Origin of the sequence: Rhizobium sp. TBD182, assembly GCF_001950375.1 — a bacterium.
Lineage (GTDB): Bacteria > Pseudomonadota > Alphaproteobacteria > Rhizobiales > Rhizobiaceae > Agrobacterium > Agrobacterium tumefaciens.
This window is the reverse complement of the sequence record NZ_BDLN01000002.1, coordinates 620,949-641,300: the sequence shown is the minus strand read 5'-3', so window position 1 is coordinate 641,300 and position 20,352 is coordinate 620,949. Positions and strand designations below refer to the sequence as shown.

Genomic DNA, 20,352 nt, shown 5'->3' with positions numbered 1-20,352 from the left:
CGGCGTAAAAACCGGAATCGATTTTTACAAGACGTGGTGCGTGGTTCAATATGTCAGCACATCCCCCGATGCGTCCGCGAGGACGCGCCGGGCAATTCGGAATGATCATTCGGGGAGCCCGGTTTGACGTCCGGACGGTTCCAGATCGGCGACACAAGAATTTCATTGACTATTCAGTCAGTCAAATATTATAGGGTGAGGCGAAGATCAAGAGGTCACCATGAAAAGCATTCTTTTAGCAATGGCGGTCGGCGGCATTTTCGCCCTGTCGTCCTGCAGCAACGAAGAGCCGCCTGCTGAAAAGCCGTTGCGTGTCGTCGATGTGGTTGCGGCAGCGAAAAAGCCCGTCGGCCGTGGCAGCGTCATCACCGGCGAAGTAAGGGCACGGGTCCAGACGGACCTTTCCTTTCGGGTGAGCGGCAAGATCACCGAGCGGCTGGTGGATGTGGGTACCCCGGTAAAGGCCGGGCAATTGCTTGCTCGCATAGACCCGGAAGAGCAAAAGGCGGATATCGACGTTGCGGTGGCCAACCTGCAATCTGCCGAAGCGCAGATGACGCAGGCGCAGCTGGCATTCGATCGCCAGCAAAGTCTTTTCAAGACGCAGGTGACTTCGCGCTCCGCGGTCGACAAGGCGCAGGAAACCCTGCTCACCACACAAGGCGCCGTCAGATCGGCGCAGGCCCAGCTGGATACGGCGCGCGATGCGCTTTCCTACACCGAACTCAGGGCCGATGCGGATGGTGTGATCACCGCGCGCAATGTCGAAGTCGGCCAGGTGGCGCAGGCCGCTCAGCTCGTTTTCACGCTGGCGCATGACGGGCCGCGCGATGCGGTATTTGATGTCTACGAATCCCTGTTCCTCGAGCGCGATATCGACAATCTCGTCAATGTCAGCCTCCTGTCGGATCCCGCCCGCGCTGTCGAGGGACCGGTGCGGGAGATTTCCCCGACGATCGATCCCGACAATGGGACGATCCGGGTCAAGGTTGGCCTGAACGGCGATATGACCATGCCGCTCGGAGCACCGGTATCGGGTCATTTCCGCTTCAAGCAGGTGGAGGCGATTGAGCTTCCCTGGTCGGCAATGGCATCGCAGAACGGCCTTCCCGCCGTCTGGGTGGTCGATGCGCAGTCCTCGGAAATCGCCATGCGCCGGGTTGAGGTCTCCGACTATGAGACGGGTCAATTCGTCGTGGCGGAAGGACTTCTTCCCGGCGATCTCGTCGTGACCAGCGGGACCAAATTTCTCCGCACCGGTGAAAAGGTCGCCTATGAAAAGGGGCAGGCACAATAATGTTCAGGATAAACAGAAGCTTGTTTTTGCTGCTTCCGGCGATTGCGGTCTCGTCCTGCCAGGAAAAGCAGGAAGCGCCCGCTGAGGCGCCGCGCCCGGTGCTGTCCGTTGTCGTAGGGGAGACGCGCGCCGATGCGCTGCGGCTGACCGGTACGGTGGAATCGAGAATTCAGACCGATCTCGGCTTTCGTGTTCTCGGCCGGATCATTGCCCGCAATGTCGATGTGGCCGATCTGGTCAAGAAAGGCGATGTGGTGGCCTCGATCGATCCGCTCGCGCTGGAACTTTCGGTAAAGAGTGCCCAATCCGATCTGTCAAACGCCGAAGCGCAACTGGCCAATGCGGTGACGACCGAGCAGCGTCAGCGCGTGCTGGCCGAGGCCCGCAGCGGCACGGAAGCAGCACTTGAAGAGGCCGAGCAGGCCACGCGAACGGCCAATGCCGCCGTCGCCAAAGCCCGTGCAAATCTTGATAAGGCCGAGGAGCAACTGGGCTATACGCAGCTGCACGCGGAATTTGACGGCGTGGTGACTGCGACATCCGGTGAAATTGGCCAGGTCGTCTCTGCCGGACAGACGGTCGTGACTATTGCCCGCCCGGAAGTGCGGGATGTTGTGGTCGATGTTCCGCAATTTTCGGCGCAGCGACTTGATATCGGATCGACCTTCGATATCGCCTTGCAACTGGACCCAAAGATACGCACCACCGGCGTGGTGCGTGAGATTGCCCCAGAAGCCGAAACCGCGACACGCACGCGCCGCACGAAAATCAGCCTTCAGGATGCGCCGCCGACATTCCGGCTCGGCTCGGTCGTCACGGCCTCGGCAGTTGCCGCCTCCGAATCGCAGATCATGCTCCCCTCGTCGGCCCTGCTGAAAACCGAAGACGGTTGGAGTGTCTGGATCGTCAATACCGATACGGCCACGGTCACCTCGCGCCCGGTCAAAATAGAGGGAGAGCCCGCTGAAGGCGGCAGTGTGCGCATCACCGGCGGCGTCAAGCCCGGCGAACGTGTCGCCAGTGCCGGCGTTCACAAGCTTAAGGATGGTCAAGCCATCAGGATCGATCAGGAGGTCCATCAGTGAAGAAATTCAATCTTTCCGACTGGGCGCTCGAGCACCGTTCGCTCGTCTGGTACTTCATGCTGGTCTTCGTTCTTGCCGGTGTTTTCTCGTATCTCAACCTCGGACGTGAGGAAGATCCGAATTTCACCATCAAGACAATGGTGATCAGCGCGCAATGGCCCGGCGCTTCGGCGGAGGAAGTGGCCAGACAGGTGACCGACAGGATCGAGAAGAAGCTCGAGGAACTCGACAATCTCGACTATCTTCGCAGCCAGACAGTGGCTGGCAAGACGACGATTTTCGTGGAACTCGTGCCGGAAACCAAAGCCAAGAATGTCGAACCCACCTGGGTGCGCGTGCGTAACATGATCGGCGACATCAAGGGCGAGTTCCCCTCGGGCGTTGTCGGCCCGTTCTTCAACGACCGTTTCGGCGATGTTTATGGCAATATCTACGCCTTCACCAGCGACGGTCTCAGCCAGCGGCAATTGCGCGATCTGGTGGAGGACGCGCGTGCCAAGGTTCTGACTGTCGATAATATCGGCAAGGTTGATGTCATCGGCGCGCAAGACGAGGCGATCTATCTGGAGTTTTCCACGCGGCAGATCGCAGCGCTGGGCATCGATCAGCAATCGATCATCAAGACGCTGCAAGCCCAAAATGCTGTCACCCAGTCCGGCTTCGTCAATGCCGGGCCGGAACGTGTTGCGCTGCGTGTCAGCGGCCAGTTCACCTCGGAAGACAGCCTTCGCGCCATCAATCTGCGCGTCAACAACCGGTTCTTCCCGCTGACGGAAGTGGCGACGATCCGGCGCGGTTATGTTGATCCGCCGTCTTCGCTGTTCCGCTTTAACGGGCAACCGGCCATCGGTCTTGCCATAGGCATGAAAACCGGTGCGAACCTCGTACATTTCGGCGAGGAGCTGGATGCACAGATGAAGCGTATCGTGGCGGATCTGCCTGTTGGCGTCGATGTGCACCGGGTGTCCGATCAGCCGGCCGTGGTCGATGAGGCGGTCTCCGGCTTCACTTCGGCGCTGTTCGAGGCAATTGCAATCGTTCTCGTCATCAGCTTCATAAGCCTCGGATTGCGGGCGGGCATGGTGGTTGCGGTCTCTATACCGCTCGTGCTGGCGATCACCTTCGTCTACATGGAATATACCGGCATTTCGCTGCAACGCATCTCTCTCGGCGCGCTTATCATCGCGCTCGGGCTTCTCGTCGACGATGCTATGATTGCTGTCGAGATGATGGTCGCACGCCTCGAGGTCGGCGACGATCTCAGAAAAGCGGCGACCTATGTTTATACTTCGACCGCATTCCCGATGCTGACCGGTACGTTGGTCACCGTTGCCGGCTTCATTCCCGTCGGCCTCAACAACAGCGCGGCGGGTGAGTTCACATTCACCCTGTTCGTGGTGATCGCCGTTTCGCTGATCGTGTCGTGGATTGTCGCGGTTGTGTTCACGCCACTGCTTGGCGTGGCGATGTTGCCCAAGACGATGAAATCGCACCATGAGAAGAAGGGCCGTTTTGCCTCTGGCTTTTCCTGGCTTCTATCCCGGGCGCTGCGCTTTCGCTGGGTTACGATCATCCTCACGGTTGCGTTGTTTGCCCTTTCCGTTGGTGGCATGAGCCTCGTGCAGCAGCAGTTCTTCCCGGCCTCCGACCGTGTGGAACTGATCGTGGACTGGAACCTGCCACAAAACAGCTCGATTGCCGAAACCAACCGGCAGATGGCACAGTTCGAGCAGGAAGCGCTGGCGAAAAACCCTGACATCGACCACTGGACGACCTATGTCGGTGAAGGCGCACCACGTTTCATCCTCTCCTTTGACGTGCAGACGCCTGATGTCACCTTCGGCCAGACGATCATCGTCACCAAGGGGCTTGATGTGCGCGACAAGGTGCGCGCTGAGTTGCAGGACTATCTGAACCGGACGTTTACCGGCACCGACGCCTTCGTGAAATTGCTCGACATCGGCCCTCCGGTCGGAAAGCCGGTGCAATATCGCTTGAGCGGTCCGGATATCCAGCATGTCCGCGAACTCGGCCAGCAGCTGGCGGGCATCGTCGGCGAGCATCGGCTGCTGTCCAACATGGTCATGGACTGGAATGAGCCGACGCGGGTGGTCAAGGTCGACGTTTTGCAGGACAAGGCCCGCCAACTGGGCGTGTCTTCGGAAGACATCGCCAATGCCATGAACAGCATTGTCGAGGGTTCCACAGTGACGCAGGTCAGGGATGATATCTACCTCGTCAATGTGGTGGCGCGTGCGCAGCTGGCGGAGCGCGGCTCCATCGAAACATTGCAGAACCTGCAATTGCCAGCCACGAACGGCAAGGCCGTGCCGCTATCGGCAATCGCCAATTTCCGCTACGAGCTGGAACAGCCGACCATCTGGCGTCGCGACAGAATTCCGACAGTCACCGTCAAGGCCGCCATCATCGGCCCGACGCAGCCGGCGACGATCGTGGAGCAGTTGAAGCCGAAACTCGAGGCTTTCGAAAAGTCGCTCCCCGTGGGGTACAAGGTGGAAATAGGTGGCTCGGTGGAATCCAGCGCGGATTCGCAGGCGCCAATCGTAGCCGTGGTGCCTCTGATGCTGTTTGCGATGGCAACGATCCTTATGGTTCAGTTGCAGAGTTTCAGCCGGCTATTTCTTGTCTTTGCCGTTGCCCCGACGGCGCTGATCGGCGTGGTGGCAGCGCTGCTGCTCTCCAACGCGCCGATGGGTTTCGTCGCCATTCTCGGCATATTGGCACTGATCGGTATTCTGATCCGAAACTCGGTCATTCTCGTCGTTCAGATCGAACATCTCAGAAGCGAGGGGGTCTCTGCCTGGCACGCTGTCATCGAGGCGACCGAGCATCGCATGCGACCGATCATGCTGACGGCTGCGGCGGCAACACTTGCCCTCATCCCCATATCTCGGGAGATATTCTGGGGTCCGATGGCCTATGCCATGATGGGCGGCATCGTGGTTGGCACGGCGCTCACGCTGCTGTTCCTTCCGGCACTCTATGTCGCGTGGTTCCGCATTCCGCGCGAGCATGACAAACAGGAAGCACAGGAAATCAAGACGTAATTTCCTGCGAGACAGCCACACCCTCGTGATCGCGAGGGTGTGGCGCCGGCAAAGCCACTGTCCCGCTTAAATTCTGCAAATGTGCCCGCCATCGTTGTTCCTTCGGCGCAGATAGTGTTAGGAAGATCGGCTTAGCTGCGGGAGCGGCGCTGTCCTTCAATAGATAAGCGTTTGCTTCTGCGTCGTTGACAGACCAAGGGTGCCGGAGGGTTCAAGGATGGGCGGGTTGTCGGATTGGCTTGCGGACGCAAAGCCGATCAATCGCAAGAATGCCGCAGAAGTGGTGTTCGAAGATATCCGTTCGGCCATCACCTCTGGTCAGCTCGTGGTCGGAACCCGGCTGCCCTCCGAAGCCCATCTGGCGGAAAGATATGGTGTCAGCCGGCCGATCGTGCGCGAGGCGTTGCGATCTCTCCAGACTCTGGGGTTGACGCAGACGCGCACGGGTAGCGGCACCTATGTAATGACCGCCACACCGCCTGCTGAATTGAGTTACGGAGCATATTCCGCCCGTGATCTGATCGAGGCACGCCCCTTCATCGAGGTGCCGGCGGCCGGTTGGGCGGCGCTGCGTCGCACGGATGCCCAACTAGAGACTCTGCTCGAACTCTGCGACAGGATGGAGGCTGAGGAAAGGCCGCATCCGTGGGTGCTGCTGGACGGGCAGTTTCATTGCGCCATTGCGGAAGCCTCGTCCAATGCACTGTTTGCCAAGGTTGTGGCCGATGCGCGCGAGGCTCTTTCCCAACAGTCCGAGATGGTCAACCTGATGGCTGGCCGGCGCGTTGCATCGAATTTGGAGCACCGCCGGATCGTCGAGGCGATCCGGCGGGGTTCAGCCCCCCGATGCGCGCGAAGCGATGGAGCTTCACCTGGGTCAGGTGAAGCAGGTGGTAACCACCATTATTGGAGAAGATCGGGCTCGACACCCGTAAGCGCGGGTAGGTTGGCGAGGTGGCGTGGGCTCAGTGCCTGCTGAAGTTGCTCCTCCGTCAGATAGCCGCGCTCCAGCACCACCTGCGGCACGGTGCGGCCGCTGGCCAGCGCCTCTTTTGCGACGTCAGTTGCTGCATAGTATCCGATCAGCGGGTTAAGCGCGGTTGCGAGACCGATCGATTCCTCCACACGCTGTGCCATGATGGCGGGATTGGCGACGATGCCATCGACACAACGTGCCGCCAAAGTCCGGCAAGCGGCGCTCAGCTGGCTGATGCTCTGGGAAAGGGCACGCACCATGATCGGCTCGAATGCGTTCAGCTGAAGCTGCCCGGCTTCTGCGGCCATTGTGATGGTGATGTCGTTGCCGATTACCGCATAAGCCACCTGATTGACCATTTCGGGAATGACCGGATTGATCTTGCCCGGCATGATGCTGGACCCCGCCTGAACGGAGGGCAGGGTGATTTCGCCGATGCCGGCGCGCGGGCCGGAAGAGAGCAGGCGAAGGTCGTTGCAGGTTTTTGACAGTTTGACGGCGACACGTTTCAACACGCCGGACAGATGCACAAATGCGCCGGGGTCCTGCGTCGCTTCGATCAGGTCGGCGGCCGTCACCAGCGGGCGTCCGGTCAACCGCGCCAGATGCTGGCAGGCAAGCGCCGCATAACCGCGCGGTGCATTGAGCCCGGTGCCGATGGCGGTGGCGCCGAGATTGATCTCGTGCAGCAGGGCTGCGGATTCGATGAGACGGGCCTGATCCTCGCCCAGCATCACCACGAAAGTGCGGAACTCCTGACCGAGCGTCATCGGCACGGCATCCTGCAATTGCGTCCGTCCCAGCTTGATGAAGCCGGAAAACTCCTGTGCCTTGCGATCGAACGCGTCTTTCAGCACACCCATCGAAGCCGCGAGATCGTCGATCGCTTCGATCATTCCTACATTGACCGCCGTCGGATAAGCATCGTTGGTGGACTGGCTGAGATTGACGTGGTCGTTGGGGTGAAGGTGGGCATAATCGCCTTTCGCGTGGCCGAGCAGTTCAAGTGCCCGGTTGGCAATGACCTCGTTGGCGTTCATGTTGGTGGAAGTGCCAGCACCGCCCTGAATTTCATCCACGACGAACTGCTCGTGAAGCGCACCCTCACGAATTTCGCGGCAGGCCCTGACGATTGCTTCCATCCGCTCTTGGTCGAGCAAGCCAAGCTCGTGATTGGCGAGGGCGGCGGCCTCCTTCACATAGGCCAGTCCCCTGACGAGATAGGGGTTGTGGCCGATCGTTACGCCGGTGATCTGAAAGTTCTCCACCGCGCGCGCCGTGTGCACGCCCCAATAAACATCTGCCGGAATTTCCTTCGTTCCGAGCAAATCATGCTCCATGCGCGTCACGCCCACTTTTTCCTCCAATAGCTCAAAGCGTTACCTAAATCTGTAAAGCTGTCTTACAGATTTTTCGACCTTAATCCTTCGCCGTACGAAGGTCAATAATGCTTCGATCCCCTTGACGAACAGCATTCTCTGCAATTATGAGGGCAAAAATCTGTCATGCAGCTTTACAGCGATGCATGAGCTTGCTGGCGCTGTATCCAGCGCCGAGCATGCCAGTTCCAATTTTGATTTCCGGCGTATCGCCGACTGCAAAGCAAATTCATTGGGAGGAGAAATATCAATGAAATCTGTAAAAACGGCACCTGCCGAACGCGAGGTCTTCACGGAAGAAGACCTCGGATACCACAAGGCACTTAAACCGCGTCAGATCCAGATGATCGCGATTGGTGGCGCAATTGGCACCGGGCTGTTCCTGGGCGCCGGTGGACGGCTGGCGCAGGCCGGTCCGGCGCTGGTGTTTGTTTATGCGCTTTGCGGCTTCTTTGCGTTTCTGGTGCTGCGTGCACTTGGCGAACTTATCATGCATCGCCCGAGTTCCGGCTCGTTCGTGTCCTATGCCCGCGAGTTCTATGGCGAGAAGATGGCTTTCTTTGCCGGCTGGATGTATTGGTTGAACTGGGCAATGACCTCGGTGGCCGATGTGACCGCCGTTGCGCTCTATATGAACTTCTTCAAGCACTACGTCCCCTGGCTGGCGGGCATCGACCAATGGGTGTTTGCGTTGACGGCACTTCTGGTTGTGCTGGCGATGAACATGCTGTCGGTGAAGGTTTTTGGCGAGCTTGAGTTCTGGTTCAGCCTGATCAAGGTGCTGGCGCTTGCGATCTTCCTCGTCGTTGGCGTCTATTTCGTCATCTTTGGCACGCCCATTGAAGGGCATGTGACAGGCTTCAGCATTATCACCGACAATGGCGGCTTCTTCCCGAACGGCATTCTTCCTGCCTTCGTCATCATTCAGGGGGTAGTGTTCGCTTACGCCTCGATCGAACTGATCGGCACGGCGGCAGGGGAAACCGAAGACCCTCGCAAAGTCATGCCCCGCGCCATCCGCGCCGTGGTGCTGCGCCTCGTGGTGTTTTATGTCGGCTCGGTATTGCTGTTCACGCTGCTTCTGCCTTATACCGCCTATAAGGCTGGCGAGAGCCCCTTCGTTACCTTCTTCGGTTCCATCGGTGTTCAGGGTGCGGATGTGATCATGAACCTTGTGGTGCTAACCGCCGTGCTGTCTTCGCTCAATGCCGGGCTTTATTCTACCGGCCGTATTCTTCATTCGATGGCGGTCTCTGGATCGGCGCCGGCAGCGCTGGCAAAGATGAACAAGGCCGGCGTGCCCTATGGCGGTATTGCGGTGACCGCCGCCGTCACCGTTCTCGGTGTGGCGCTGAACGCCGTCGTGCCAGCTGCGGCCTTCGAAATTGCACTCAACCTGTCGGCGCTCGGCATCATCTGCGCATGGGCCGTCATCGTGCTCTGCCAGCTCAAACTGTGGCAGCTTTCCAGGCGCGGCGAACTGGCTCGCCCGGATTTCCGCATGTTCGGTGCGCCTTACACTGGCATTCTCACACTCGTCTTCCTGTTCGGCGTGCTGGTGCTGATGGCTTTTGATTACCCTGTCGGCTCGTGGACCATCGCTTCGCTGCTGGTCATCATCCCGGCGCTGGTCATCGGCTGGTATATGCTGCGCGACCGTATCCACCGTCTGGCCGGCGAACGTGCAGGCGCGGGAGCGTCGCATTGAGCGGGCATGGTGAAGCTCCATTGGTGGCGGTCATCGCCACCGGTGGTACCATCGCCAGCAGGCGCGGCGCCGATGGCGCCAGCACACCAAGCCTTTCGGGTGAAGACCTGCTTGCACTGGTTCCGCAAATCAACGCGAGGCTGAAGCCGGTCGATCTGATGGCGAAGGATTCCTCCAGCCTGACATTGGCCGACATGCAGCGCATCAGCGATGCGGTAGGCGTGGAGCTCAATGATCCCGCTGTCACCGGTGTCGTCGTTCTGCATGGAACCGATGCGATGGAAGAATCCTCGCTGCTCGTGCATTTGCAGCATGCCATCACCAAGCCGGTTGTCTTCACCGGCGCACAGTTTACGGCCGACCATCCGAATGCGGACGGGCCGTCCAATCTGGCCGCGGCCATAGAAACGGCGCTTGATCAGACGAATGCCGAACGCGGCGTGCTTTTATCCTTCGGCGGCAGATGTCTGCCGGCATGGGGGCTGTACAAGCTGAGCGCGGATGCGGCGGATGCGTTCCGCTCTGCGCGGCCGGCGGCCCATGCCGCAGCGCTGGAGCTTGCAGTGCCCCTCGCCGATCTGCGGGTTGATATCGTTGCCATTTATCCCGGTTGTGATGCCGCCCATATCGAGGCAAGCCTGCAGGCCGGTGCGGATGGGATCGTGCTTGCCGCACTTGGCTCCGGCAACGCCAATCCGGGCATCGCTGTGGCGGTGAAGCGCTGTGCCGAGCGAGGCGTTCCCGTCGTCGTCTCCAGCAGGGTCCCGGAAGGACTGCTGGTGGCGAGTTACGGCGGTGGCGGCGGTGGTCACGATCTGGTCGCGGCCGGTGCCATCCATTCGTCAACGCTGCGCCCCGGACAGGCGCGTATACTGCTTGCGGCGCTGATTGCCGCCAACAGCCCGGCGGAAAAGATCGTTTCCGCGTTCAAAGACGGCTCGCTCTCTTAAGCATCGGCTGCAATGCCCGCATTGGCGGGCATCGAAATTCCTATGAGATTCCTATTTTATTCCATCTGCCGCCGTCTCGAACCTTTATGCGGTTCGGGTGCATTCTTCTGTGCGGGAAGGGATGGTGTTTCTTCCCAGCCAGAAAGAATGAAAAGCGACGTCCCACATGACGGCGCTTTTCTTCCTGTCCGGCTCCTCGGTTAAAAAAGGAGTCCCATCGATGATGGACGTTATTCTGATCGGCGCAGCCACGGTGTTTTTCGCGCTCTGCTTTGCCTATACGCGCGCCTGCGACCGGCTTTAGGCGGAGGTCGAGATGTTATTCGACTATGTTTTGAGCGGTGCCGTCACCGTCTTTATCGCCGCCTACCTCACCTATGCTCTCATTCGCCCCGAACGCTTCTGATCGGGAAGCGGCGGCTATTGAAAGTTCAATACCATGACCCTCAATGGATGGTTTCAGATCCTGCTTTTCTGCGGGATCGTTGTCGCGCCGGTGAAGCCTCTCGGCTTCTATATGGCGCGAGTCTTCAATGGCGAACGCACCCTGCTTTCGCCGGTTCTCGCACCCGTCGAGCGCGGCCTTTATGCCCTTGCCGGGACAAGCGAGCGCGAAGAACAGCACTGGACGACCTATGCGTTTTCCATGCTCCTCTTCAACCTCTTCGGTTTTGCCCTGCTTTACGCCCTCATGCGCTTTCAGGGTATGTTGCCATATAATCCGGAAGGAATGGCAGCAGTCGGGCCGGAACTGTCTTTCAACACGGCAGTCAGCTTCGTCACCAACACCAACTGGCAGAATTATGGTGGCGAAAGCACCATGTCCTATCTGACCCAGATGGCTGGTTTCACCGTGCAGAACTTTGTTTCTGCCGCGACGGGCATGGCGATTGCAATCGGGCTAATCCGCGCCTTCGCGCGCGCGTCCGGCAAGGCCATCGGCAATTTCTGGGTGGATATGGTGCGCTCGACGCTCTACATCCTGCTGCCTGCCTGTATCGTGCTGACCCTGGTTTACGTATGGCTCGGCGTGCCGCAGACGCTTGGCGCTTATGTCGGCGCCCAGACGCTTGAAGGCGCGCGGCAGACGATCGCAGTCGGCCCGGTAGCGTCGCAGCTGGCGATCAAGATGCTCGGCACCAATGGCGGCGGTTTCTTCAATGCCAATTCCGCGCATCCGTTCGAAAACCCTGATGCCATCTCCAACATGATCCAGATGGTGTCGATCTTCGCGATCGGTGCTGCCTTCACCAACGTCTTCGGCCGTATGGTCGGCAACACCCGTCAGGGCTGGGCAATCCTTGCTGCCATGGGTGTTCTGTTCATCGCCGGTGTTGCAGTGACCTATTGGGCGGAAGCAGCCGGAAATCCGCTGATGCACAGCTTCGGCCTTGCCGGAAGCAACATGGAAGGCAAGGAAGCTCGCTTCGGCGTGGCACTCTCGTCGCTCTTTGCGGTCATCACCACCGCTGCCTCCTGCGGTGCGGTCAACGCCATGCATGGCAGCTTCACGGCGCTCGGTGGTCTCATTCCGCTCATCAACATGCAACTGGGTGAGGTAATCGTCGGCGGCGTTGGCGCGGGTTTCTATGGCATTCTTCTCTTCATCATCATCGCCATTTTCGTGGCGGGGCTGATGGTCGGGCGCACGCCGGAGTATCTCGGCAAGAAGATAGAGGCCAAGGAGATGAAGATGGCGGTTCTGGCCATTCTCTGCCTGCCGCTCGCCATGCTGGTTTTCACAGCCACCGCCACCATCCTGCCCTCGGCGGTCGCGTCGGTCGGCACAGCCGGACCGCACGGGTTCTCCGAGATTCTTTATGCCTATACCTCCGCTGCTGCCAACAACGGCTCTGCCTTCGGCGGCCTCACGGGCAACACGACCTGGTACAACATCACGCTTGGTTTTGGCATGTTGATGGGACGTTTTCTGGTGATCATCCCGGCGTTGGCGATTGCCGGCTCGCTGGTTACCAAAAAGACCGTTCCGGCATCAGCCGGCACCTTCCCCACGGACGGCCCGCTCTTCGTCGGTCTGCTCGTCGGCACGATCGTGGTCGTCGGGGGCCTCACCTTCCTGCCGGCCCTGGCGCTTGGTCCGGTCGTGGAACATCTGGTCATGGCCGCCGGCCAGGTATTTTGAGGTGGTGCCATGACGAAGGATACTCCCCGATTTAACCGCACCCTTCCTGTCCGCACTGGCGCTCCTGTTCGCGGGAGCGCCGGCCCGGGCGGCTGGTGCGCATCCAATCTCATTCTTGCAATGATGGCGGCTCTGTTCGCCGCCGTCTGCGCTCTCGAAGTTCTCACGGGCTGATCGACCCTCATCGGTCGCCCTGTTTTCAAACGCTGGAGTCTCTTCATGAGCCAGTCCAAACAAGCGAGCATCCTTGATTCTCGCATTCTCGTTCCGGCAATTGCCGACGCATTCAAAAAGCTCAATCCGCGCACGCTTGCGCGCAATCCGGTCATGTTCGTCGTGGCAACGGTATCGGTGCTGACTACCGTGCTGTTCGTTCGCGATCTCATCATCGGCAATGCAAATCTCGGCTTTTCCTTCCAGATCAATCTGTGGCTTTGGTTCACCGTTCTCTTCGCCAATTTTGCCGAGGCCGTAGCCGAAGGGCGCGGCAAGGCGCAGGCGGATTCGCTGCGGAAAACCCGCACGGAAACCCAGGCGAAACTTCTGACCGGTGATGATCGTAGCCAATACACGATGGTAGCCGGCGCTGGCCTCAAGGTGAACGATGTCGTTCTCGTCGAGGCTGGCGACATCATTCCGTCCGACGGTGAAGTCATCGAAGGTGTTGCCTCAGTCAATGAAGCGGCAATAACGGGCGAATCCGCCCCTGTTATCCGCGAATCCGGCGGCGACCGCTCGGCTGTCACCGGTGGTACGCAGGTGCTGTCGGACTGGATAAGGGTTCGCATCACCGCTGCTGCCGGCTCCACCTTCCTCGACCGGATGATTTCGCTCGTTGAAGGCGCCGAGCGCCAGAAGACGCCGAACGAAATCGCGCTCAACATTCTGCTTGCGGGCATGACGCTGATCTTCGTTCTGGCCACCGCGACCATTCCGAGCTTTGCGGCCTATGCCGGTGGCTCCATCCCGATCATCGTGCTGGTGGCGCTGTTCGTGACGCTCATCCCGACGACCATCGGCGCTCTCTTGTCGGCGATCGGCATTGCCGGCATGGACAGGCTGGTGCGTTTCAACGTGCTTGCCATGTCCGGCCGCGCGGTGGAAGCCGCCGGCGACGTCGACACGCTGCTGCTCGACAAGACCGGCACGATAACGCTCGGCAACCGCCAGGCAACCGAATTCCGCCCCGTCACCGGTGTTTCCGAACAGGAACTGGCCGATGCGGCGCAGCTTGCATCGCTTGCTGACGAAACGCCGGAAGGCCGTTCCATCGTCGTTCTCGCCAAGGAAAAATACGGCATCCGTGCCCGCGACATGCAGAAACTGCACGCCACTTTCGTGCCCTTCACCGCCCAGACCCGCATGAGCGGTGTGGATTTCGAAGGCTCTTCCATTCGCAAGGGGGCTGTCGATGCCGTTCTTTCCTATGTCGATGGCGGTGTTACGCAGCAAGGCAATACGGCGCTTGCCGTTAAAACCGAAACGGATGTAACGCGCGACATCCGCACGATCGCGGAAGAGATAGCCAAGACAGGCGGCACACCGCTTGCCGTCGTGCGCGACGGAAAGCTGCTCGGCGTCGTGCAGCTGAAGGATATCGTCAAGGGCGGCATTCGCGAGCGTTTCGCCGAACTTCGCCGCATGGGCATCCGCACGGTGATGATCACCGGCGACAATCCCATGACGGCCGCTGCCATCGCGGCGGAAGCAGGGGTGGACGATTTCCTCGCCCAGGCGACCCCGGAAAACAAGCTGGAGCTTATCCGCGAGGAACAGGCCAAGGGCAAGCTAGTCGCCATGTGCGGTGACGGCACGAACGATGCGCCCGCACTGGCGCAGGCCGATGTGGGTGTCGCCATGAACACCGGCACGGTCGCAGCGCGCGAGGCTGGCAACATGGTCGATCTCGACAGCGATCCGACCAAGCTCATCGAAATCGTCGAAATCGGCAAGCAATTGCTGATGACGCGCGGCGCGCTCACCACATTCTCCATCGCCAACGACATCGCCAAATATTTCGCCATCATCCCGGCAATGTTCCTGGCCTTCTATCCGCAGCTTGGCGTGCTGAATGTCATGGGTCTTTCGACACCGCAAAGTGCGATCTTGTCTGCCATCATCTTCAACGCGCTCATCATCATCGCGCTCATCCCGCTCTCGCTGAAGGGCGTCAAATACCGCCCGATCGGGGCCGGGGCGCTGCTGTCGCGCAATCTCGTCATCTATGGTCTGGGCGGCATCATCGTGCCCTTCATCGGCATCAAGGCCATTGACCTCGCCATTACGGCGCTTGGTCTCGCCTGAGGAGTATGGAAATGTTGAAACAGCTACGTCCCGCACTGGTGCTGATCCTTGCCACCACCGCAATCACCGGCCTTGCCTATCCTCTTGGAATGACGGGCCTCGCACAGGCTATCTTTCCCTTCCAGGCAAATGGCAGTCTGATCGAGAAGAATGGGACTGTTGTCGGGTCGCAATTGATAGGGCAGGCCTTCACCGGCGAGAAATATTTCCACGGCAGGCCGTCAGCTGCCGGCGACGGCTACAATGCCGCGTCGTCTTCCGGCTCCAACCTGGGACCGACGAGCGCAAAGCTTATCGACCGGGTGAAGCAGGACTACGAGGCTGCTAAAGCCGAAAATCCGGCAGCCGAGGTTCCCGTTGATCTGGTGACGGCATCGGGCAGCGGTCTTGACCCGCATGTGTCGCCTGAGGCCGCCTATTTTCAGGTCTCGCGTGTCGCCAAGGCAAGGGGCATGAACGAAGCGTCACTGCGCGCCGTCGTCGACGCCCATGTGGAGGCGCCTGAATTGGGCTTCATGGGCGAGCCCGTTGTAAATGTGCTGGCTCTCAACATGGCTCTTGACGCAGCCGGCTCATGAACTGAAATGGCTATGGCTTCTTTGGAAGCCATAGCTTGTCCACTGGTGGGTTAAATGCCTGACGATAATCGTGATATGCCGAGCAGACCATCGCCGGATGCGCTGCTTGAAAACGCCCGGCGCGAGGCGCGAGGGCGGCTGAAGATTTTTCTGGGCGCAGCTCCCGGTGTCGGCAAGACCTATGAAATGCTGATGTCCGGCCGGGCAAAACTCGCAGATGGTGTCGATACCATTATCGGTGTCGTGGAAACGCATGGCCGCAAGGAAACCGAAACACTTGTGCAGGGTTTCGAGATCATTGCGCGCCGGAACATTGATTATCGCGGCCAGGCGCTGAACGAGATGGATCTCGACGCCATTCTTGCCCGTCGACCGGCGCTGGTTCTGGTCGATGAGCTGGCCCACACCAATGCGGCCGGCAGCCGGCATCCCAAGCGCTATATGGATGTTCAGGAAATTCTCGCGCAGGGCATCGATGTCTATACGACATTGAACATTCAGCATGTGGAAAGCCTGAACGATGTGGTGGCGCAGATCACCCGTATCCGCGTGCGCGAAACGGTGCCGGACAGCATCATTGACCGGGCTGACGATGTTGAGATCATCGATATCACCCCCGACGATCTGATCAAGCGCCTGCAGGACGGCAAGGTCTATATGCCCCGCACCGCGCGGCGCGCCATCGAGAACTATTTTTCGCGCGGCAATCTGACGGCCCTGCGCGAGCTTGCGCTACGGCGCACAGCGCAGCGGGTGGACGAGCAATTGCTCAACCACATGCAGTCGCACGCCATCTCCGGGCCGTGGGCTGCGGGAGACCGTGTTCTGGTCTGTCTGGACCACGGCGGCAACGGCCCCGGTCTGGTGCGTTATGCCCGAAGGCAGGCCGATCGCCTGCGCGCGCCGTGGACGGCACTGCATCTGGACACGCCTCGCTCTCAGCAATTGTCGGAGGCGGAGAAGGATCGGCTGGCCGGCACCATGCGGCTCGCGCAGCAGTTGGGCGGCGAGACAGTAACCCTGCCGGCGCTCGACCTGACGCACGAAATCATATCCTATGCCAACGCCAATAACTTCACCCACATCATCATCGGCCGTCCCCGAAGGTCGTGGTGGCAGAGAATTCTGCAGCGTTCGCTGACGCATGATTTGATAGACCATGCCGGCGATATCAGCGTGCATGTCATTTCCGGCGACAAAAACGTGGAGAAGCCGGTCCAGACCGTGAAACCGGCAACGGCTCAATCGCGGTTTTCGATACTGCCCTATCTCAACAGCACCCTGTTTGTCGGACTGGCAATCGTGGCCGGCATCGTGCTTGACCAAGCCCTTGATGTTCAAAATCTGGCGCTGGTGTTCCTGATGGCGGTTTTTGCGGCAGCCGTGCGCGGAGGGCTGGGGCCTGGCCTTTATGCTTCCCTGCTTGGTGCCTTTGCGTTCAATTTTTTCTTTCTTGAACCGCGTTATACCCTGACTGTCCGCGATCCCGAAAGCGTCGTGGCGCTGCTGTTCTATCTCGGTGTGGCGCTTGTCGCCTCAAATCTGACTGCGGCGGTGCAGCGGCAGGCCGCAGCTGCACGGATGCGTGCGCGAACCACGGAAGATTTGTACCTTTTTTCCAAAAAACTCGCGGTTACCGGCACGCTGGATGACGTATTGTGGGCAACCGCGTTCCAGATGGCGTCGATGCTGAAAGTCAGGGTCGTCCTGCTTCTGCCCGAAAACAATTCGATCACCGTCAAGGCGGGCTATCCGCCCGATGACACGCTCGTGGATGCGGACATTGCGGCCGCACACTGGGCCTGGGAACACAACAAGGCTGCAGGCCGGGGCGCCGATACGCTCCCGGGTGCCAAACGCCTTTATCTGCCGCTGCGCACCGGCAGCGGCGCCGTCGGGGTGGTGGGGCTGGACGACGACCGGCTTGGCCCGCTTTTCACACCTGAGCAGCAGCGGCTTTTCGATGCGCTGGCGGATCAGGCGGCACTTGCCATCGAGCGCATCCAGCTGGTTTCGGATGTCGATCGGGCAAGGCTTGCGGCGGAAACCGACCGGCTGCGCACCGCGCTTTTGACCTCCATCTCCCACGACCTGAAAACGCCGCTCGCCGCCATTCTGGGTTCCGCCGGAACGCTGAAGGATTTCGCCGACGACATTCCGCTCGAGGCGCGCACCGAACTGCTTCTAACCATCGTCGAGGAATCCGAACGGCTGAACCGCTTCATTTCCAACCTGCTCGATATGACGAGGATCGGTTCGGGCGCGATGGAGCCGAATTACGGACTGCACTTTGTTGGCGATATGGTCGGAACAGCGCTTTCACGCGCGGCGAAAATAATTGTCAGGCACGAGATCGTTCTGGACATTCCCTCCGATCTGCCGATGCTGAAGGTCGATCCGGTGCTTTTTGAGCAGGTTCTGTTCAATCTGATCGACAATGCCGCCAAATATGCGCCCGAACAAACCGTAATCCAGATTCGCGGGTGGCGGCAGGGCAGGCATGTCTTCCTGTCCGTTGCCGACGAGGGGCCGGGTATTCCCCCTGATGATACCGAGCGGGTGTTCGACAGTTTCTACCGTGTGCGCAAGGCGGACCATGTGCAGGCCGGGACCGGCCTCGGGCTATCCATCTGCAAGGGGTTTATCGAGGCCATGGGTGGATCTATTCGCGCTGAAAACAGATCAGGTCGCACGGGCGCGCAATTTACCATAAGCCTGCCCGTTCCCGCCGAAGTGCCGGTGCTGAATCATGACTAGGGCTGAAGGAGATCGGCAATGACCAATTCCGCCGTTCGCATTCTGATCGTCGACGATGAACCGCCGATCCGCAAACTTTTGCGGGTCGGTCTCTCGACGCAGGACTATGCGGTCAGCGAGGCGATGAATGCCCGCGTCGCGATGGAGTTGATGAACGAGGACAAGCCCGATCTCGTGGTCCTTGATCTCGGTCTTCCGGATATGTCGGGACACGAGCTTCTGGAGAAATGGCGGGGCGAGGGGCTTTCCCTACCCGTCATCATTCTTTCCAGCCGCACTGATGAGGCGGGTATCGTCAAGGCGCTGGAGCTGGGTGCCGACGATTACATCACCAAGCCTTTCGGCATGAACGAGCTTGTTGCCCGCATTCGTGTCGCCCTGCGCCATCGCCTTCAGAGCCAGGGTGAGAGACCGGTGTTTCATACCGGTGATCTTTCGGTCGATCTCGTCAGACGCATCGTCAAGGTGGAGGACCGGGAGGTGAAACTCTCGCCCAAGGAATATGATATTCTGCGGGTTCTGGTCCAGCATGCGGGCAAGGTGCTGACGCACCGTTTCCTGCTGGAGCATGTGTGGGACGAGTTGACCGACGTGCAATATTTGCGCGTTTATGTACGCCAGCTTCGCCAGAAGATCGAAAAAATTCCGGATCAGCCGCGCTATATCCTCACGGAAACCGGTGTCGGCTACCGGCTGCAGGAGGTTTGAGGGCGCCGTTACGACACGGCGCCCCCGAATGTTTTGTCAGACGGCGGCGCAGATCGACAGGAAGTCGTCGACATCAGTCTCGGTCGTTGCGAAGCTGGTGACCATGCGGATCAGCACCTCGTCCTTTCCGACCTTTTCCGGCATATCGCGGGGCACCAGCCAGTCGTAGAACTTCGCGCCTTTCTCCGTTGCCGCTTCAGCGGCAGCCTTCGGCAGAATGGCGAAAACCTCGTTTGCAGTGGTCGGCCATGCCAGACGGGCACTGTTAAGCGAGGCGAAGCCGGCGCGCAGCCGATTGGCCATGGCATTGGCGTGGCTTGCGAGACCCAACCAGAGATCGTCCTGCAGATAGGCTTCGAATTGTGCGGCGATGAAGCGCGACTTCGAAAAAAGCTGGGCGGTGCGCTTGCGCAGGAAGGCGAAGTCTTTGGCGAGCGCGGGGTCGAAAAACACGATCGCTTCCGCGCACCAGCAGCCGTTTTTCGTGCCACCGAAAGAGAGCACATCAACGCCGCGTTTCCAGGTCATTTCGGCGGGCGTGGTGCCGAGTGCGGCAAGCGCATTGGCAAAGCGTGCGCCGTCCATATGCAGCGGCAGGCCGTTCTCCTTGGCGATTTTGGCAATCGCGTCGATTTCATCGAGCGTATAGACAGTACCGGCCTCGGTTGCCTGTGTCATCGTAACCGCTGCGGCGCGTCCGTGATGAACGGCGTCCTGCGGATAGCGCGAAATGCGCTCGATCAGATTTTCCGGCAGCATTTTGCCGTTCGGTCCCTCGACGGCAACCATGCGCATGCCGGAGAAGAAATCCGGCGCTCCACATTCATCCTCGATCACATGGGCTTCGGAATGACAGAAGGTCAGGCCGCCGGGGCGGGCAATGCTTGCCAGCGAAAGAGAATTGGCCGCCGTACCTGTGGCGACGAAAAACACCGCCACTTCGCGTTCGAATATTTCATTGAAGCGCTTTTCTATGGAAAGGTCGAGGGCGCTGGTGCCATAGGCAGCCGCAAATCGGGTGGATTCCCGCGAAAGGCGCTCGTTGATGGCAGGGTGGGCGCCGGCCCAGTTGTCTGAGGCAAAAAACATCTCTGAAAGCTTTCCGATGGCTGTTGTGCTGGTGTTGGGAATGCGTTGACGATGACCCGCAAAGTTCTAGGACCTAACCTCGCGGTTGGCAAATCCGGCAATGAAAGCAACGGCCCGAAGCGTTTTGTGACAAGAAAGTTTCGCGCAATGGGTCAGTATCGAAACTTCGCTGCAAATCGGCACTGCGACTAATTGGATTCGCACCCTTGCTAAACCCGCGGGTTTCTGCCAAAATTCTCCCGAATTGAGACAGCTTTGCTGTCCTAAATTTGGTCGAGCCGGATTGAATGCGGATTTTTCGGAAAGCGAA

Annotated in this window: 14 protein-coding genes and 1 pseudogene; 13 read left to right on the top strand and 2 right to left on the bottom strand. The window is 59.6% G+C overall.

What is annotated here, in order from left to right; all coding sequences use genetic code 11:
• Positions 1-220: 220 nt before the first annotated feature.
• From T18_RS11690 to T18_RS11675, 4 genes and pseudogenes are all read left to right on the top strand, one after another.
• On the top strand, positions 221-1,297 hold the full coding sequence (locus tag T18_RS11690) for an efflux RND transporter periplasmic adaptor subunit (protein WP_025595357.1): 1,077 nt from the start codon (positions 221-223) through the stop codon (positions 1,295-1,297).
• Positions 1,297-2,382: an efflux RND transporter periplasmic adaptor subunit gene (locus T18_RS11685; protein WP_038494296.1), complete on the top strand. Its 1,086-nt coding sequence runs from the start codon at positions 1,297-1,299 to the stop codon at positions 2,380-2,382. The genes T18_RS11690 and T18_RS11685 overlap by 1 nt, the downstream gene beginning before the upstream one ends.
• The gene (locus tag T18_RS11680) at positions 2,379-5,450 is read left to right on the top strand and encodes an efflux RND transporter permease subunit (RefSeq protein ID WP_038494294.1); all 3,072 of its coding nucleotides are present in this window, start codon (positions 2,379-2,381) and stop codon (positions 5,448-5,450) included. The genes T18_RS11685 and T18_RS11680 overlap by 4 nt, the downstream gene beginning before the upstream one ends.
• Positions 5,451-5,667: 217 nt before the next feature.
• Positions 5,668-6,385, top strand: a pseudogene (locus tag T18_RS11675) (FadR/GntR family transcriptional regulator).
• Here T18_RS11675 and T18_RS11670 read toward each other — a convergent pair.
• Positions 6,354-7,766, bottom strand: coding sequence for an aspartate ammonia-lyase (locus T18_RS11670; protein WP_038494290.1), 1,413 nt, complete (start codon positions 7,764-7,766; stop codon positions 6,354-6,356). The pseudogene T18_RS11675 and the gene T18_RS11670 overlap by 32 nt on opposite strands.
• A gap of 289 nt (positions 7,767-8,055) precedes the next feature.
• Between T18_RS11670 and T18_RS11665 the strand changes: the two genes are divergently transcribed.
• The 9 genes from T18_RS11665 to T18_RS11630 all read left to right on the top strand — a co-directional run bounded on the left by T18_RS11665 (position 8,056) and on the right by T18_RS11630 (position 18,953).
• Entirely contained in the window at positions 8,056-9,513 is a 1,458-nt protein-coding gene (locus T18_RS11665) for an amino acid permease (RefSeq protein ID WP_019564934.1), read from the top strand.
• Entirely contained in the window at positions 9,510-10,463 is a 954-nt protein-coding gene (locus tag T18_RS11660) for an asparaginase (protein ID WP_038494287.1), read from the top strand. The genes T18_RS11665 and T18_RS11660 overlap by 4 nt, the downstream gene beginning before the upstream one ends.
• Before the next feature lie 166 nt (positions 10,464-10,629).
• A complete protein-coding gene (locus T18_RS26980; protein ID WP_003497749.1) occupies positions 10,630-10,767 on the top strand; it encodes a hypothetical protein in 138 nt (45 codons plus the stop codon).
• A 12-nt stretch (positions 10,768-10,779) separates the two neighbouring features.
• On the top strand, positions 10,780-10,869 hold the full coding sequence (gene kdpF, locus T18_RS11655; protein WP_003511473.1) for a K(+)-transporting ATPase subunit F: 90 nt from the start codon (positions 10,780-10,782) through the stop codon (positions 10,867-10,869).
• Positions 10,870-10,902: 33 nt separating this feature from the next.
• Positions 10,903-12,606, top strand: coding sequence for a potassium-transporting ATPase subunit KdpA (gene kdpA, locus T18_RS11650; RefSeq protein WP_038494284.1), 1,704 nt, complete (start codon positions 10,903-10,905; stop codon positions 12,604-12,606).
• Between the two features lie 219 nt (positions 12,607-12,825).
• On the top strand, positions 12,826-14,910 hold the full coding sequence (gene kdpB, locus T18_RS11645; protein ID WP_035199695.1) for a potassium-transporting ATPase subunit KdpB: 2,085 nt from the start codon (positions 12,826-12,828) through the stop codon (positions 14,908-14,910).
• Positions 14,911-14,921: 11 nt separating this feature from the next.
• Positions 14,922-15,488 (top strand): potassium-transporting ATPase subunit KdpC, encoded by a 567-nt coding sequence (gene kdpC / locus T18_RS11640; RefSeq protein WP_038495822.1) that lies wholly within the window; start codon positions 14,922-14,924, stop codon positions 15,486-15,488.
• A gap of 54 nt (positions 15,489-15,542) precedes the next feature.
• Positions 15,543-18,245, top strand: coding sequence for a sensor histidine kinase (locus T18_RS11635; protein WP_035251518.1), 2,703 nt, complete (start codon positions 15,543-15,545; stop codon positions 18,243-18,245).
• Positions 18,246-18,263: 18 nt separating this feature from the next.
• Positions 18,264-18,953: a response regulator transcription factor gene (locus T18_RS11630; RefSeq protein ID WP_003511468.1), complete on the top strand. Its 690-nt coding sequence runs from the start codon at positions 18,264-18,266 to the stop codon at positions 18,951-18,953.
• Between the two features lie 36 nt (positions 18,954-18,989).
• Here T18_RS11630 and T18_RS11625 read toward each other — a convergent pair whose 3' ends face one another.
• Positions 18,990-20,042, bottom strand: a complete 1,053-nt coding sequence (locus tag T18_RS11625) for a low specificity L-threonine aldolase (protein ID WP_038494281.1) — start codon at positions 20,040-20,042, stop codon at positions 18,990-18,992.
• Positions 20,043-20,352: the final 310 nt, after the last annotated feature.